11 protein-coding genes and 1 pseudogene are annotated in these 14,476 nt (G+C 69.4%); 4 read left to right on the top strand and 8 right to left on the bottom strand.

The annotated features are described in order from the left end of the window. Positions 1-13: 13 nt before the first annotated feature. The 7 genes and pseudogenes from AB0M51_RS19835 to AB0M51_RS19805 all read right to left on the bottom strand — a co-directional run. Positions 14-349 (bottom strand): annotated as a pseudogene (locus AB0M51_RS19835) (GNAT family N-acetyltransferase); the annotation flags it as partial. Between the two features lie 371 nt (positions 350-720). Beyond that, positions 721-1,611, bottom strand: coding sequence for a hypothetical protein (locus AB0M51_RS19830; RefSeq protein WP_344197500.1), 891 nt, complete (start codon positions 1,609-1,611; stop codon positions 721-723). 132 nt (positions 1,612-1,743) lie between these two features. After that, positions 1,744-3,825 (bottom strand): kinetoplast-associated-like protein, encoded by a 2,082-nt coding sequence (locus tag AB0M51_RS19825; protein WP_344197498.1) that lies wholly within the window; start codon positions 3,823-3,825, stop codon positions 1,744-1,746. 376 nt (positions 3,826-4,201) lie between these two features. Continuing rightward, positions 4,202-6,745, bottom strand: coding sequence for an ATP-dependent Clp protease ATP-binding subunit (locus tag AB0M51_RS19820; protein WP_363749705.1), 2,544 nt, complete (start codon positions 6,743-6,745; stop codon positions 4,202-4,204). Positions 6,746-7,087: 342 nt separating this feature from the next. Then, positions 7,088-7,420 carry an Lsr2 family protein gene (locus AB0M51_RS19815; RefSeq protein WP_325039858.1) on the bottom strand — a complete coding sequence of 111 codons (333 nt, stop codon included), beginning with the start codon at positions 7,418-7,420 and terminating at the stop codon, positions 7,088-7,090. Between the two features lie 189 nt (positions 7,421-7,609). Further along, entirely contained in the window at positions 7,610-9,130 is a 1,521-nt protein-coding gene (lysS, locus tag AB0M51_RS19810) for a lysine--tRNA ligase (RefSeq protein WP_344197493.1), read from the bottom strand. 9 nt (positions 9,131-9,139) lie between these two features. Beyond that, positions 9,140-10,351, bottom strand: coding sequence for an MFS transporter (locus AB0M51_RS19805; RefSeq protein ID WP_344197491.1), 1,212 nt, complete (start codon positions 10,349-10,351; stop codon positions 9,140-9,142). A 58-nt stretch (positions 10,352-10,409) separates the two neighbouring features. On the opposite strand from AB0M51_RS19805, the gene AB0M51_RS19800 reads away from it, so the two are divergent. From AB0M51_RS19800 to AB0M51_RS19785, 4 genes are read left to right on the top strand one after another with little or no spacing between them, the layout of a single operon-like run. Next, entirely contained in the window at positions 10,410-10,967 is a 558-nt protein-coding gene (locus AB0M51_RS19800) for a winged helix-turn-helix domain-containing protein (RefSeq protein WP_344197489.1), read from the top strand. A gap of 56 nt (positions 10,968-11,023) precedes the next feature. Beyond that, a complete protein-coding gene (locus tag AB0M51_RS19795; protein WP_344197486.1) occupies positions 11,024-11,470 on the top strand; it encodes an NfeD family protein in 447 nt (148 codons plus the stop codon). Next, positions 11,458-12,354 carry an SPFH domain-containing protein gene (locus AB0M51_RS19790; RefSeq protein WP_363749704.1) on the top strand — a complete coding sequence of 299 codons (897 nt, stop codon included), beginning with the start codon at positions 11,458-11,460 and terminating at the stop codon, positions 12,352-12,354. Before AB0M51_RS19795 ends, AB0M51_RS19790 begins: the two co-directional genes overlap by 13 nt. 46 nt (positions 12,355-12,400) lie before the next feature. Further along, a complete protein-coding gene (locus AB0M51_RS19785) occupies positions 12,401-13,105 on the top strand; it encodes a DedA family protein (RefSeq protein ID WP_344197481.1) in 705 nt (234 codons plus the stop codon). On the opposite strand, the gene AB0M51_RS19780 is transcribed toward AB0M51_RS19785, so the two are convergent. Continuing rightward, positions 13,085-14,383 carry a hypothetical protein gene (locus AB0M51_RS19780; protein WP_344197478.1) on the bottom strand — a complete coding sequence of 433 codons (1,299 nt, stop codon included), beginning with the start codon at positions 14,381-14,383 and terminating at the stop codon, positions 13,085-13,087. The two genes, AB0M51_RS19785 and AB0M51_RS19780, sit on opposite strands and share 21 nt — an antisense overlap. Positions 14,384-14,476 lie beyond the last annotated feature (93 nt).

Here is a 14,476-nt window from a genome sequence, read left to right as displayed (position 1 = left end):
CCTGCAGTACGACGACCTCGGCGCCCTGCTCGAATCCGAGTCGCGCGACAGCTGCGGTCACCAGACTCCCGTACCCGCGCCGCCGGGCCGCGGGACGGGTCGCGACCCAGTAGATCCCCGCCGTACGTCCGCTGCGAACGGCCATCGCGCAGGACACCGGCGTACCGTCCGCATAGGCCACCAGCGAGGAAACACCCGGCGCGAGCAACACACCGGCACTCGCGAACTGCGGAACGGCATCGACGTCGGCAACAACGTCCCGATGCACCGCGGCGAACCCGTCGACGTCGGCGGCAACCAACTCGATGTCACCGGGCTGTTCCACCGTCGGCGGCGTGCGAAGCGCCATCCCCACCGCGGTCGAACGAATCCGCAGCCCGCGTGCTTCAGCAACCTCAGCCAGATCCTGGTCTCGATGGGTCGATGCCCAGAGCACCATGTCCCGCCGATGCGCCCGCCCGAAGGACTGCATGTCGTCGACGACCCGGTGCGGGTCGGCGGTCGGGTCTGTTCTCAGCGCCGCGTTGTGGAAGGCACCGGCGTACTCCGAAGCCGCCGCGACCAGCAGCAGACCCGGGCGTACGTCGAGCACCGAGCCGGCGCCGTACCGGCCGAACAGGCTGACGGCCGCCGCGACGTTGGCGTCGGCGGCCTCGTACACGTCCATCAACCAAGAAGCCGGCTCGAGGAGTCGAGCCGGCTTCTCACGGGGTTGGTGTTTCAGTTCTTCTTGCTGCCGGTGGTGGCGTCCTCGTCGTCGTCGGCCAGCAGGTCGAGCGGCATCGCGGGGCTGCCGGACAGCGTCGCCAGCATCTGGCGGACGTTGGTCAGCTGCGCGTTGATGCTGTCCCGACGCTGGGTCGCGGCGGCGAGCTCGCGCTCGGACTCGGCGCGGATCCGCTCGGACTTGTCCTTCGCGGCGGCGACGATCTCCTGCGCCTGCCGGTTCGCGTCTGCCAGCTGCTGCTGGGCCAGGCGCTCCGCCTCGGACCGGGACCGGTCGGCCTCCCGCTGCACCTGAGCAGCGCGGTCGGTGACGGCGGCCAGCTGCTGCTCGGCCAGCGCGGTACGGGCGGCGAACTCCTGCTCGACCTTGCCCCGGCGCTCGGCCAGGGTGGTCTCGAAGGCGGCCGCGGCCTGGGCGGACTTGGCCCGCTCCTGCTCGTACAGCGCCTGCGCCTCGCTGCGCCGCGCGGTGGCGTCGCGCTCGGCCTCGTCGCGCATGTCGTCGGCCTGGGTCCGGGCCTCTTCGAGGATCCGGGCGGCCTCGGCGTCCACCTCGCTCTTCCAGTCCAGGGAGTACTGCTCGGCCTCCTTGCGGACCTTCTTCGCGTGCGCCTCGGCGTCGGCGACGATCGCCTCCGCGTCGGTGCGGGCGCGGGTCACCAGGTCACGGGCCTCGTCGTCGGCCAGCGACAGGATCTTCGCGACACGCTCACCGAACTCGGTGAAGGTGGGCGTGCGGTCCTTGGAGTCCTCCTGGGCGGAGATGACGGCCGCCTCCGCAGCGTCCGTGCGGGACTGCAGCTCCTGGACGTGCCGCTGCAGCTGCTCGGACTGCTGCTGCAACGCGGTCAGGGAGGTGGTCAGCTCACGGATGTGCTGATCCACCTGGGCAGGCTCGTAGCCACGCAGAACGGTACGGAACGGGGTTGGGCTTTCACTGCTCATGTTTTCCGATGCTCACTTCGATGGGTGGGTGGATCACACATTGTCACTGACAAGGATCTGACTGTCACGTCCTCATCCTGATTCCCCCGTGGAACCCTCACTGGAGGACATTCCACCACCTGGGCGGAACCCCGGTACAGCGAGTGCCTCGATCACACCCGAAAGCTGGGTGAGCTCCTTGGTGATCTCATCACGGCGCTGGTTCAGCGCCGCGACCCTCGCCTCGGCGTCGGCGAGAAGTTTGCGGGCCTGCGCGCGCAGGTCGTCGGAGTGCTCGCGGGCCTGGGCCTCGATCTGCTGGGCCTCGGCGCGGGACTTGCGGATCAGCTCGTGCGACTGGCGCTGCGCCTCGGACAGGTCGTTCGCGGCGCGCTCCCGCAGTACCTGCGTACTCGCCTCGGCCTCGGCCTCGCGACGGTTCGCCCGCTCGATGATCTCCCGGGCGTCCTCCGCGGCGGTGGTCTTCAGCCGGTCCGCGCGGGCCTGCGCCTGGGCGGTGACCTTCGCGGCCTGCTTCTCCGCGTCCGCCAGCATCGCCTCCGCGCGCTCGCCGGCCGAGTACAGCGTGGTCTCGGCGAGCTGGGTCAGCTCGGCGTTCTCCTTGGCGATCGTCTCCTGGGTCTGCTTCAGCCGGCTGGTCGAGCGGCCGACCACCCGGCGCAGGTGCGCGCGCTTCTGCTTCAGCAGCTCGGCCGCGTCGGCGGCGGCCTGGTCGCGGATCGACCGCGCCTCGGCCTCCGCTGCGGCGATCAGGCCGTCGACGGTCTGCTTGCTCCACTGCGTCTGCTTCTCGGCCTCCGCGAGCGCGGCCTCGGCCGTCTGGTTCGCCTCGTCCAGGATCCGCTGCGCCTCGCCCGCCGCGGCGCGCCGGTCCGCCTCGATGGAGTCGACCACCAGCTTGGCCTGGGCGCGGGCGTCGGCCATCAGCCGCTCGTTGCCGGCCTCGGTCTCGGCCTTGCGCTCGGCGATCTCCGCGACCGCCTCGGCCCGGAGCTTGTCGATCTCCAGCTTGATCGCGGCCAGCTTGGCCCGCTCGGTCTCCTCGAGCTCCGCCGTACGGCGCTCCAGCTCGGTGCGGTTCTCGCCGCGCAGCCGCTCGATCTCGGCATGCGCCTCCGCGATCTCCACGCGGGACTTCTCCCGGGCGGTCTCGACCTCGCGCTCGGCGGCGGCCCGGAGCTCGCTCGCCTCGGCCTCGGCGCGGGCGATCAGGTCGGCCTCGTTGCGTACGGCGGCCTGCGACACCAGCGCGGCCTGCTCGCCCGCGTCCGCGACCAGCTGCTGTGCTTCCTTGCCGGCCCGCTCGACGGCGGCCTGCGCCGACTCGCGCGCCATCCGCGCGTCCTCGAGCAGCTCGTCGGCCTCGTCCTTGACCCGCTCGGCCGCGGCCTCCGCCTCCGCGATCCGGCGATCCGCCGCCGCCTGCGACTCGGCCCGCAACTTCTCGGCCGCCGCCTCACTCGCCGCCGTCAGCGCGGCTGCCTCTGCCTCGCTCTTCTCCTTCAACGCCGCCGCGGCCGCCTCGGCCTCGGCCGTCACCCGCTCCGCAACCGCAGCAGCCTCGGAGCGGACCCGCTCGGCCTCGGCGGTGGACTCCGACGTCAGCAGCTCGGCCGCAGCGGCAGCGTCCCGGCGTACCCGCTCGGCCTCGGCGGTGGATTCGGCTCGCAGTTGAGCGGCAACTTCGGCGGCCTCGGAGCGGACACGCTCTGCCTCGGCGGTCGACTCCGACGTCAGCAGTTCGGCTGCGGCGGCGGCCTCGCGGCGGACCCGGTCGGCTTCGGTGGTGGATTCGGTGCGGAGCTGCTCGGCGGCCTCGGTGGCCTCGGAGCGGACTCGGGCGGCCTCGGCCTCGGACTCCGTACGGAGCTGCTCGGCGGCTCGCTCGGCGTCGTTCAGGACCCGCTGGGCGGCGGTCATCGCGTCGGCACGGAGCTTCTTCGCGGCGGCTTCGGCGTCGGCCTTCAGACGCTCGTTCGCGGCCCGGATCCGGCTCGCCTCGTCGCGGGCGAGATCGTTCTCGCGCTCGGCCTGCTCGCGGAGTGTGTCGGCGATCCGCTGGGCCCGTTCGAGCACCCCGCCCGCCTGCCGCACGCCAAAGGAACCGGTGTCGGCGACCGGTTCCTGGGTCAGCGGCAGACGCGGAGCGTCCATGCGACGAGATGATTCCATCACCGGCCCCCTTTCCGACAGTCCGGGTCCGAACAGCGTGGTCACAGGGTTACAACGCGGTAGACAGGCGGTAGGTAACTGCTTCATCAGCAGTCGCGCGATCTTCCCATCGAAACCTCGGTACGCGCGAGCCGGAAGATCACGCTCCGCAGGACGATACGACCAATCAGTAGCCTCCGTGCAAATCTCGCGTGTCTCCCCGGTACGCCGAAGCACCCCGCAGTACTGACCAGTCGTCCAAAAACAAATCCGGCCTGGACCACAGCTCCCGCACGCGATGCGCGGGGCGGGGGGCGGACGTGCGAGACGCCCGGCGGAAGGGTCCGCCGAGCGTCTCGGGTGAGGTGTTCGGTTGTGGTTACGAGTCCTGGACGCCGGTGCTGCCGCCGCCGGTGGTCAGGTCCGTGAGCTCCAGGTCGGAGGTCGAGGACTTCTGGTTCCCGGTGAAGGTGAAGTACTCGGTCAGGCCGTCCTCGTTGACCGTGCCCTCCGGTGCCGCGTCGACCAGGACGATCTGGCCGGGACGCAGCTCCCCGAACAGGATCTTCTCGGCCAGCACGTCCTCGACGTCGCGCTGCAGCGCGCGGCGCAACGGACGGGCACCCAGGACCGGGTCGAAGCCGCGCTTCGCGACGAGTTCCTTCGCCGCCGGCGTGAGCTCGATGCCCATGTCCTTGTCCTTCAGCCGCTGCTCGATCTGGGCCACCATCAGGTCCACGATCTGGACGATGTCCTCCATCGTGTGCTGGTGGAAGACCACGATCTCGTCGACGCGGTTCAGGAACTCCGGACGGAAGTGCTGCTTGAGCTCCTCCGTGACCTTGCCCTTCATCTTCTCGTACGACGACGTGGTGTCGCTCGCCTGCGAGAAGCCCAGGGAGACCGCCTTCGCGATGTCCTTGGTGCCGAGGTTCGTGGTCATGATGATCACGGTGTTCTTGAAGTCGACCACGCGGCCCTGGGCGTCGGTCAGCCGACCTTCGTCCAGGATCTGCAGCAGCGAGTTGAAGATGTCCGGGTGGGCCTTCTCCACCTCGTCGAACAGCACCACGCTGAACGGCTTGCGGCGGACCTTCTCGGTCAGCTGACCGCCCTCTTCGTAGCCGACGTACCCCGGAGGCGAGCCGAACAGCCGGGAGGCGGTGTGCTTCTCCGAGTACTCCGACATGTCGAGGCTGATCAGCGCGTTCTCGTCGCCGAACAGGAACTCGGTCAGCGCCTTGGACAGCTCGGTCTTACCGACGCCGGACGGGCCGGCGAAGATGAACGAGCCGCTCGGGCGGCGCGGGTCCTTCAGACCGGCGCGGGTACGCCGGATCGAGCGGGACAGCGCCTTGACCGCGTCGGTCTGGCCGATGTAGCGCTTGGCCAGCTCCTTCTCCATGTCCAGCAGCCGCGAGGACTCCTCCTCGGTCAGCTTGAAGACCGGGATGCCGGTCGCGGTGCTGAGCACCTCGGCGATCAGCTCCTCGTCGACCTCGGCGACGACGTCCATGTCGCCGGCCTTCCACTGCTTCTCCCGCTCGGACTTGGCGTTGATCAGCTTCTTCTCGTCGTCCCGCAGCCGGGCGGCGCGCTCGAAGTCCTGCGCGGCGATCGCCGACTCCTTCTCCCGGCGGACCGTCGCGATCTTCTCGTCGAACTCGCGCAGGTCCGGCGGAGCCGTCATCCGGCGGATCCGGAGCCGGGCACCGGCCTCGTCGATCAGGTCGATCGCCTTGTCCGGCAGGAACCGGTCCGAGATGTACCGGTCGGCCATCTGCGCGGCGTTCACCAGCGCGGCGTCGGTGATCGTCACCCGGTGGTGCGCCTCGTACCGGTCGCGGAGGCCCTTGAGGATCTCGATCGTGTGCGCGATCGAGGGCTCGGCCACCTGGATCGGCTGGAACCGGCGCTCCAGCGCGGCGTCCTTCTCGACGTACTTGCGGTACTCGTCGAGGGTGGTCGCGCCGATCGTCTGCAGCTCGCCGCGGGCCAGCATCGGCTTCAGGATGCTCGCCGCGTCGATCGCGCCCTCGGCCGCGCCGGCCCCGACGAGGGTGTGGATCTCGTCGATGAACAGCACGATGTCGCCGCGGGTGCGGATCTCCTTCAGCACCTTCTTCAGGCGCTCCTCGAAGTCACCGCGGTAGCGCGAACCCGCCACCAGGGCGCCCAGGTCGAGGGAGTAGATCTGCTTGTCCTTCAGCGTCTCCGGGACGTCACCACGGACGATCTGCTGGGCCAGACCTTCCACGATGGCGGTCTTGCCGACGCCCGGCTCACCGATCAGGACAGGGTTGTTCTTGGTACGGCGGGACAGCACCTGCATGACCCGCTCGATCTCGGTCTCCCGGCCGATCACCGGGTCGAGCTTCGCCTCGCGGGCCGACTGGGTGTAGTTCCGGCCGAACTGGTCGAGCACCAGGGAACTGCTCGGGGCATCGCCCTGGCTCCCGGCGCCGGGCGCGGTGGTCTCCTTGCCCTGGTACCCGCTGAGCAGCTGGATGACCTGCTGCCGGACCTTGTTCAGGTCCGCACCGAGCTTGACCAGGACCTGCGCGGCGACACCCTCACCCTCGCGGATGAGGCCGAGCAGGATGTGCTCGGTGCCGATGTAGTTGTGGCCCAGTTGCAGGGCCTCACGCAGGGAGAGCTCCAGCACCTTCTTGGCGCGGGGGGTGAACGGGATGTGCCCACTCGGTGCCTGCTGCCCCTGGCCGATGATCTCCTCGACCTGGGAGCGAACGGCCTCGAGCGAGATACCCAGGCTCTCGAGAGCCTTGGCGGCGACACCCTCACCCTCGTGGATCAGGCCGAGCAGGATGTGCTCGGTCCCGATGTAGTTGTGGCTGAGCATCCTGGCCTCTTCCTGAGCCAGGACGACTACCCGACGGGCGCGGTCCGTAAATCGTTCAAACATCGCCAAAGCGCTCCTTGCCTCAGAGGAGTCGGACGTGCCGTGTTGGCCGACCCCCGTACCTGCATGCTAGTCCCCGGTGCCGACAGCCTCGCTCTCGGCGAACACCCGATCACGCTTCCACCGGCCACCCGGGCGGCATCACAAGGGAACAACCGACCGGATCTCCAGCGTGTTCCCGCGTGACCAGTCCCGGACAGCTTGTTCGCCACCAGCGAATTCCCCGGACTACCTGCGGAGTCAGTCACCGGACCCGACACGCCCGCGTCCCACTCTGTGAAACAACCGGAATGCGGACGGCCCCGGCACCCCACATTGGGAGCCGGGACCGGCGATGCTGGGAAATTACTTGGCTTCGTTGTACGCCGCGCGCACCTCGGCCGAGATCCGGCCGCGCTCGCTGACGTCGTACCCGTTCTCCTTGGCCCAGGCCCGGATGTCCGCCGAGTCCGAGGCCGAGCGCCCGCCGCGCCCGCGGGACCGGCCCGCCGCGCCCCGGCGGCCGGCCACCCGGCGGCCGTTGCCGACGTACGCGGCCAGGGCGTCGCGAAGTTTTGCGGCGTTCTTCTTGGACAGGTCGATCTCGTAGGTCGTTCCGTCCAGCCCGAAAGTGACGGTCTCGTCGGCCTTACCGCCGTCGAGATCGTCCTCGAGAACCACCTGCACCCTTTGCGCCATCGATGACAACCTTTCCGCGCCGAATTGTTAGCACCTGATTTGTACCGCACAAACCCGGCCCGTGTCATTCATCAACACTGCGCAGCCGTCGTGACCAAGAGTATTCGCGACTTCTGAAACCGGCTGGACCGGAATCAATTCGACCCTGAATTTGTGGATCGGGTCCGTTGTGCTATGCAACTACCGGAATCACTCCGGACGGAGCAACGGGAACAGAATCGTCTCCCGGATACCGGTACCGGTGAGCAGCATCACCAACCGGTCCAGGCCCATCCCCATACCACCGGCCGGCGGCATGCCGAATTCCATTGCGCGGAGGAAGTCCTCGTCGAGTTCCATCGCCTCCGGATCACCGGCCGCGGCCTGGATCGACTGCGCCTCCAGGCGATCGCGCTGGATCACCGGATCGTTCAGCTCCGAGTACGCGACCCCGAGCTCGACGCCGTTCACGAACAGGTCCCAGGCCTCGACCAGTCCCGGAATTTCCCGGTGCGGCTTCGCCAGCGGCCGCGCCGACTCCGGATAGTCGCGGACAAAGGTGGGCTGGATCAGCGAGTGCTCGCAGAGCTTCTCGAACAAGTCGACCGCGATCTCGCCGGCATTCCGGCCGGGCTGCAGCTCGACGTCGTGCTGCTCCGCCAACTTCAGCAGCGTGGCCAGGTCGGTGGTCACGTCGACGCTCTCGCCGACCGCGTCGGACAGCAACCCGAAAAGCGTCGCGTGCCGGAACGGCTGCTCGAAGTCGATGGTCTGGCCGTCGCGCGCGGTGATCGACGTGCGGCCGATCGCGCGCCCGGAGTTCCGGATCAGCTCCTGGATCAGCTCGGCCATCGTGTCGTAATCGCCGTACGCCTGATACGCCTCGATCATCGAGAATTCCGCCGAGTGCGTGGAGTCCAGGCCCTCGTTACGGAACGTACGGCCGATCTCGTAGACCCGGTCGACGCCGCCGATCATCGCCCGCTTCAGGTCCAGCTCGAGCGCGATCCGGAGCTTCATCTCCTGGTCGAACGCGTTCAGGTGGGTCGAGAACGGGCGCGCCGCGGCACCGCCGTTGGTCAGCTGCAGCACCGGCGTCTCGACCTCGACGAAGCCGTGGCCGTCGTACGTCGCCCGCAGTGCCTTCAGTACGGCGGCCTTGGCGCGGACCATCTCCCGGGCCTCCGGGCGGACGATCAGGTCGACGTACCGCATCCGGACGCGGGCCTCTTCGCTGAGCGGCTTGTGCTCGTTCGGCAGCGGGCGGAGGGTCTTCGCGGCCATCTGCCACGCCGTCGCCTGGACGGACAGCTCACCGCGCCGGCTGGTGATCACCTCACCCTGGACCGCCAGCAGGTCGCCGATGTCGACGAGCTGCTTGAAGCGGGCCAGCTCCTCCTCGCCGAGGTCGGCCAGCGACAGCATCACCTGGAGCTCGGTCCCGTCGCCCTCGCGGAGCCGGACGAAACAGAGCTTGCCGGTGTTGCGCAGGAAGATCACCCGGCCGGTCACCGAGACCTGCTCGCCGGTCCTGGTGTCGGCCTCCAGGTCCTGTGCGTCGTACTTCTCCCGCAGGTCCTTCAGCAGGTGCGTCCGCGGCACCGAGATCGGGTACGGCGGCACTCCTTCCGCCAGCAGGCGGTCACGCTTCTCCCGGCGGACCCGCATCTGCTCGGGCAGGTCGTCCTGCCCGCTGTCGGGGTTCACCGGGTCCACGTGTGTATCAGTCATGCCTTAAGGCTAGTGACTGACCGCCTCCAGCTCCGAATCCTTTGTTCGTACGACGAGCACGCCCGCGACCGCCGCGGCCACCGCGCAGGCCAGGCCGCAGGCCACGAACGTCCCGCGCGGGCCGAGCAGCGCGGCCGCCGTGCCGCCGAGCAGCAGGGCGAGGATGCTGAACGTGCGGACCGTCCCGTTCAGGGCGGCGATCACCCGGCCGCGCAGCGTTTCGGGTGCACGGGTCACCACGAGCGCGCTGGTCGCGGCGTTCAGCATTCCGCTGCCGACACCGATGGTGGTCGCGCCAATCATCAGCGTGACGATGTTGCCGGCCAGGCCCATCAGCACACAGGATCCGCCGATCGCGGCCATACCGCCGATGACGGCACGGGACCGGCCCAGGTCGCCGTGCAGGTGGCCGGTGTACGACGAGCCGGCGATGGCGCCGAGGCCGGTCGCCGCGCCGGCGGCGCCGTACAGCGCGGGGCCGAGGCCGAGTTCGCCGGTGATCAGGAAGACCTCGACCACGTTGACCGCCTCGCCGACCACCACGAACAGCCAGAGCGCCGGGACCAGGATCCGCAGGATGCTGTCGTCGAAGATCGCGCGCAGCCCGGCCGTCACGCCGCCCTTCTCGACTGTGCTCCCGGGCTCGGGGCGGCGGCGGGTGCGAACGAGCCGGGCGACGAGGACCAGCACCAGGAAGGTGGCGGCGTCGACCAGCAGGGCGCCGCGGCTCCCGGTCCAGCCGACCAGGACGCCGCCCGCGGCCGAGCCGGCCAGGGTCGCGACACCGATCAGCGCCTGACTGGCCCCGGTGCTGCGGCCGACCAGTTCCTCGCCGACGATCCGCGGGATCAGCGCGCCCCAGGCGGGACCCGCGACGGCCTGGCCGAGCTGCAGTACGCAGACCAGCGCGAGCGTGTGGACCAGGTCGTGCACGAACGCCAGCCCGACGCCCGCGACGACCTGCAGCAACCCCGACCAGACCAGGACGGTCCGCGAGTCGTACCCGTCCACGATCCGTCCCGCGAACGGGATCATCGCCACCGTCGGTACGGCGAACGCCAGCAGCAGCGCGGTGACCGCGGCCGGCCCGTGACCGTCGGAGACCCGCAGCATCAGCGCGATCATCGCGATCGAGTCGCCGGCGTAGGACAGCGCGCGGGCCGGCAGCACGAGCCGGATGTCGCGGTACGACCAGATCGAAGTCTGAAGTGTTTGCTTCACAGTTATGAAGTAAACACTTCAGATTTGACGGCGTCAAGCGGTTCGCTACGCTGACCTCGTGGGTACCAAGAAGCGGCTGGTGATCACCGATCCGCGGGCGATCCGCGCGCTCGCGCATCCGGCCCGGCAGCGGGTCATCGACGAACTGTTCAACGGCAAGGTGCTGACCGCGACCGAGTGCGCGGAGCTCGCCGGGCTGACCCCGTCGGCGATGAGCTACCACCTGCGGGCACTGGAGAAGTGGGGCATCGTCCAGCGCGCCGACGAGTCGGCGGACGGCCGCGAACGCCCCTGGAAGGCGCCCGCCTCCAGTCTGGTGATCTCCGGCCAATCCACGACCGCGGGCCGGCTGGCGAGCCAGGCGATGATCAGGACGGCGATGGACGCGGTCGCCGAGCAGTTCCTGGAGGTGGACGCCGACGACCCCTGGGACGACGCCAGCTCGATGAGCCGGTCGCGGCTCTGGCTGACCGAGGACGAAGCGAAGGCGTTCAACGAGGAACTGAACGCGGTCGTCGATCGGTACAAGAAGGGCAGGACCGCGAACAGTCACCCCGCGGCGGCCCGGGAGGTCACTTCGCTGATCGCGGTCGTCCCGAGTCCGGAGCAGAGCTGAACCGTTAGCTGCCTGGTTGCGTATGTCGGAGTACCTTCGAAGTAGAGGTATTGCGCATGCAGTCGTGGATCCTGTGGTCGATCGTCGCGGCCGTCCTCGGCACGGCCGAGTTGATGACAGCGACCTTCGACCTGCTCCTGCTCGCCGTCGCCGCGGTCGCGGCGGCCGGTACCGCCGCGCTCGGGCTCGGTATCGGCTTCCAGGTGGTCGCGTTCGCGGTCACCGCCGCCGCGATGATCGGCCTGGTCCGCCCGGTCGCGCGCCGGCACCTGATGGGGCACCCGGGACTGCGTACCGGGGTCGCCGCCCTGGTCGGGCGGGAGGCCGTCGTCCTCGCACCCTGTGACCGGGACACCGGCCGGGTCCGGATCGGCGGCGAGGAGTGGAGCGCCCGGTCCTACGACCCGGACCTGCAGATCCCCGCCGGGACCAGGGTCGACGTCTTCGCGATCGAGGGGGCCACCGCCCTCGTCCATCCCCAGGAGGAACCATGGCCGCACTGATCATCGGCATCGTCGTCGCATTTCTCGCCGTCGTCCTGGTCCTGCGGACGGTACGGATCGTCCCGCAGGCCCGGGCCAGCAACGTCGAGCGCCTCGGGCGGTACCTGCGCACGCTGGAACCGGGGCTGAACGTGGTGATCCCGTTCGTCGACCGGCCCCGGCAGCTGATCGACCTGCGCGAGCAGGTGGTGTCGTTCGAGCCGAACTCGGTGATCACCGAGGACAACCTGGTCGTGCACATCGACACGGTGCTGTACTTCCAGGTCACCGACCCGCGCGCCGCGGCGTACGAGATCCAGAACTACATCCAGGCGATCGAGCAGCTGACCGTGACCACGCTGCGGAACGTCATCGGCGCGCTGGACCTGGAGAAGACGCTGACGTCGCGCGAACACATCAACTCGATCCTGCGCGGGGTCCTCGACGAGGCGTCCGGCAAGTGGGGGATCCGGGTGAACCGGGTCGAGCTGAAGGCGATCGAGCCGCCGCCGTCGATCAAGGAGTCGATGGAGAAGCAGATGCGGGCCGAGCGGGAGAAGCGGGCCGCGATCCTCAACGCCGAGGGCGTGCGGCAGTCCCGGATCCTGACCGCGGAGGGCGACCGGCAGGCCGCGATCCTGCGCGCCGAGGGCCAGGCGAAGGCGATCGACACCGTGTTCGACGCGATCCACCGCAACGACCCGGACCCGAAGCTGCTCGCGTACCAGTACCTGCAGATGCTGCCCGAGCTCGCCAAGGGCCCTGGCAACACGTTCTGGGTGATCCCGTCCGAGGTCACCTCAGCGCTGCAGAGTGTGACCAAGGCGTTCACCGGGGAGGCACCGAAGATTCCCGCCGAGGTCCCCTCGGAGAACGGTCACAACCCTGAAATCACCCCCAGATAGTTGCCCCTGCACCAAATCGGTTGGCTGTCGATGTCACTATGGGTACATGGGGGAACCTCTGCTGATCGCTCAGGCCATCGCCATCCCGACCGGTGTCGCCGTACTGGCGTACCTGGTGGTCGGACTCGTCATCGGTGTGGAGAGCATGGGGGTGCCGCTGCCCGGTGAGACCACGCTGATCGCGGCCGCGCTGCTCGCCTCGCAGCACCACCTGAAGATCGAGTTCGTGATCCTGGCGGCCGCGCTCGGCGCGATCATCGGCGACTCGATCGGGTACTTCATCGGCCGGAAGGCGGGCCGCAGCCTGTTCGAGCGGCTCGGCAAACGGTTCCACCACTTCTCCGAGGACCGGATCGTGAAGGCCGAGAAGTATTTCCACAAGTACGGCGTCTGGACGGTGTTCTTCGGCCGCTGGGTCGCCCTGCTGCGGATCTTCGCGGGTCCGATGGCCGGCATGCTGCGGATGCACTACCCGCGGTTCCTGGCCGCGAACGCGGCCGGCGGGATCGCCTGGGCGACCACGATCGGCGTGGTCGCGTACAAGATCGGCGACAACGCCGACAAGATCTTCGGCCGGGTCTCGGTCGGCGCGCTGATCGCGATCGCGGTGGTCGCGGTCGCGCTGTACGTCGTCCACAAGGTCCGCAAGCGCCGCCGCGAGCAGGCGGAGACGGCCGGGACGACGGAGTCGACAGAGGCGACCGGGGCCGCCGGGGCCGCCGCGGCCGAGTCAGCGGATGTGCAGCTGTAGCTGTGGCGTGACGATCCCGTCCATCGGCCGGCCGAACATCATCCCGCCCGGCACCACGATCCGGTAGACGAAGTCGCCCGCCTGCCCGGCCTTGAACGCCAGCGCGGCCTTGCCGTTGCGCATCGCCAGTGCCTTCGCGGGCATCCACCGGCGGGTCTGCCGGTTCCACGCCTGCAGCATCACGGTCGTGTTCATGGCCGGCTGCACCGCCACCGAGACGGTCACCGTCGAGCCCTTCGCCTTCGCGGTGTCGCCGCCCGCGAACCCCGCGGAAGCGATCCGCACCACGGTCTTGGTGTACGCCGGCCGACTCGTCGACGTACCCGTGAACGATCCGCCCTTGGCCGTCACCGGCACGGTGATCTTGTACGGACGGCTCCCGGACGTCGGTACGGCGATGTCGTAGTACCCGCCCGCGGTCGTCGCGCCGCGGGCGGCCGGGGTCCAGCGGGCGCCCGGCGTGACCTGCGTCAGCACCACGACCGGTACGCCGGCCGGAGTCGCGCGCCGGGTGATGCACGGCGACTCGAGGTCGCACGAGACCTGGTGCAGGATGACCCGTCCGCGGGCGCGGATCGCTACGCCGTACTGCGCCTTCGGCGGGACTGTGCCACTGATCGAGCTGGTCAGCCCGAAGACGTCGCCGCCGGCCCGGGTACCCCACTCGTTCTGGGCCGCGAGCTGGAAGACGTACGGCGGTTTGATGCTCTTGATCAGCTGATGGTTCGCCGTGGTCGCCGGGCCGATCGCCTTCAGCAGCTGACCCGGGCGGCCGACCATCGGCACGTACCGCTGGGTCTTCTTGCCCTTCACGTCGAGCGGGTCGTTCGGCGTGAAGTCCTGCGGTGCGACCGGCACCGACCAGCGGATCATCACCCCGCGGCCCTGCTGCGCGACCGTGGCCCCGCTCGGCCGCACCGGCCCGTCGGTGTCGAAGACCGGCGACTTCGACGGCTTGCTGGTCACGCCGCCCTGCGACGTGCCGGTGGCCACCACGATCTTGTAGTTCCCGTCGGGCGGGAACTCCGAGGTCGGGATCTCCCACCGGTTCGGATCGCCGGCCGGGACGTACTTCACGTACGACGGGCTCTCGCTGAGCACGCCCTCGATCGTGATCCGGTTCGGCTGGCCGGTGTCCTTCCAGGTCACCGCGATCGCCGGGCGGCCCTTGGGCGCCCAGGCCACCGCGACGTCGGTCGGCGCCGGGTCCGAGGCACACGCTGTCAGGCAGGACGCCCCCGCCAGCACCGCCAGTGCTACGGCGAGCACTCGCCGCACTCCGACCACCTCCGCCTCACGACTGACCGGGTGAACCATACCCAGTGCACGGTGCCCACCCTCCACGCCCGTTGCCGGATCGGTATGCCGGAC

Source organism: Kribbella sp. NPDC051137 (assembly GCF_040682535.1).
Classification (GTDB): Bacteria; Actinomycetota; Actinomycetes; order Propionibacteriales; family Kribbellaceae; genus Kribbella; species Kribbella karoonensis.
Note: the sequence above shows the minus strand (reverse complement) of the source record. Positions and strands in the feature narration are given on the sequence as shown.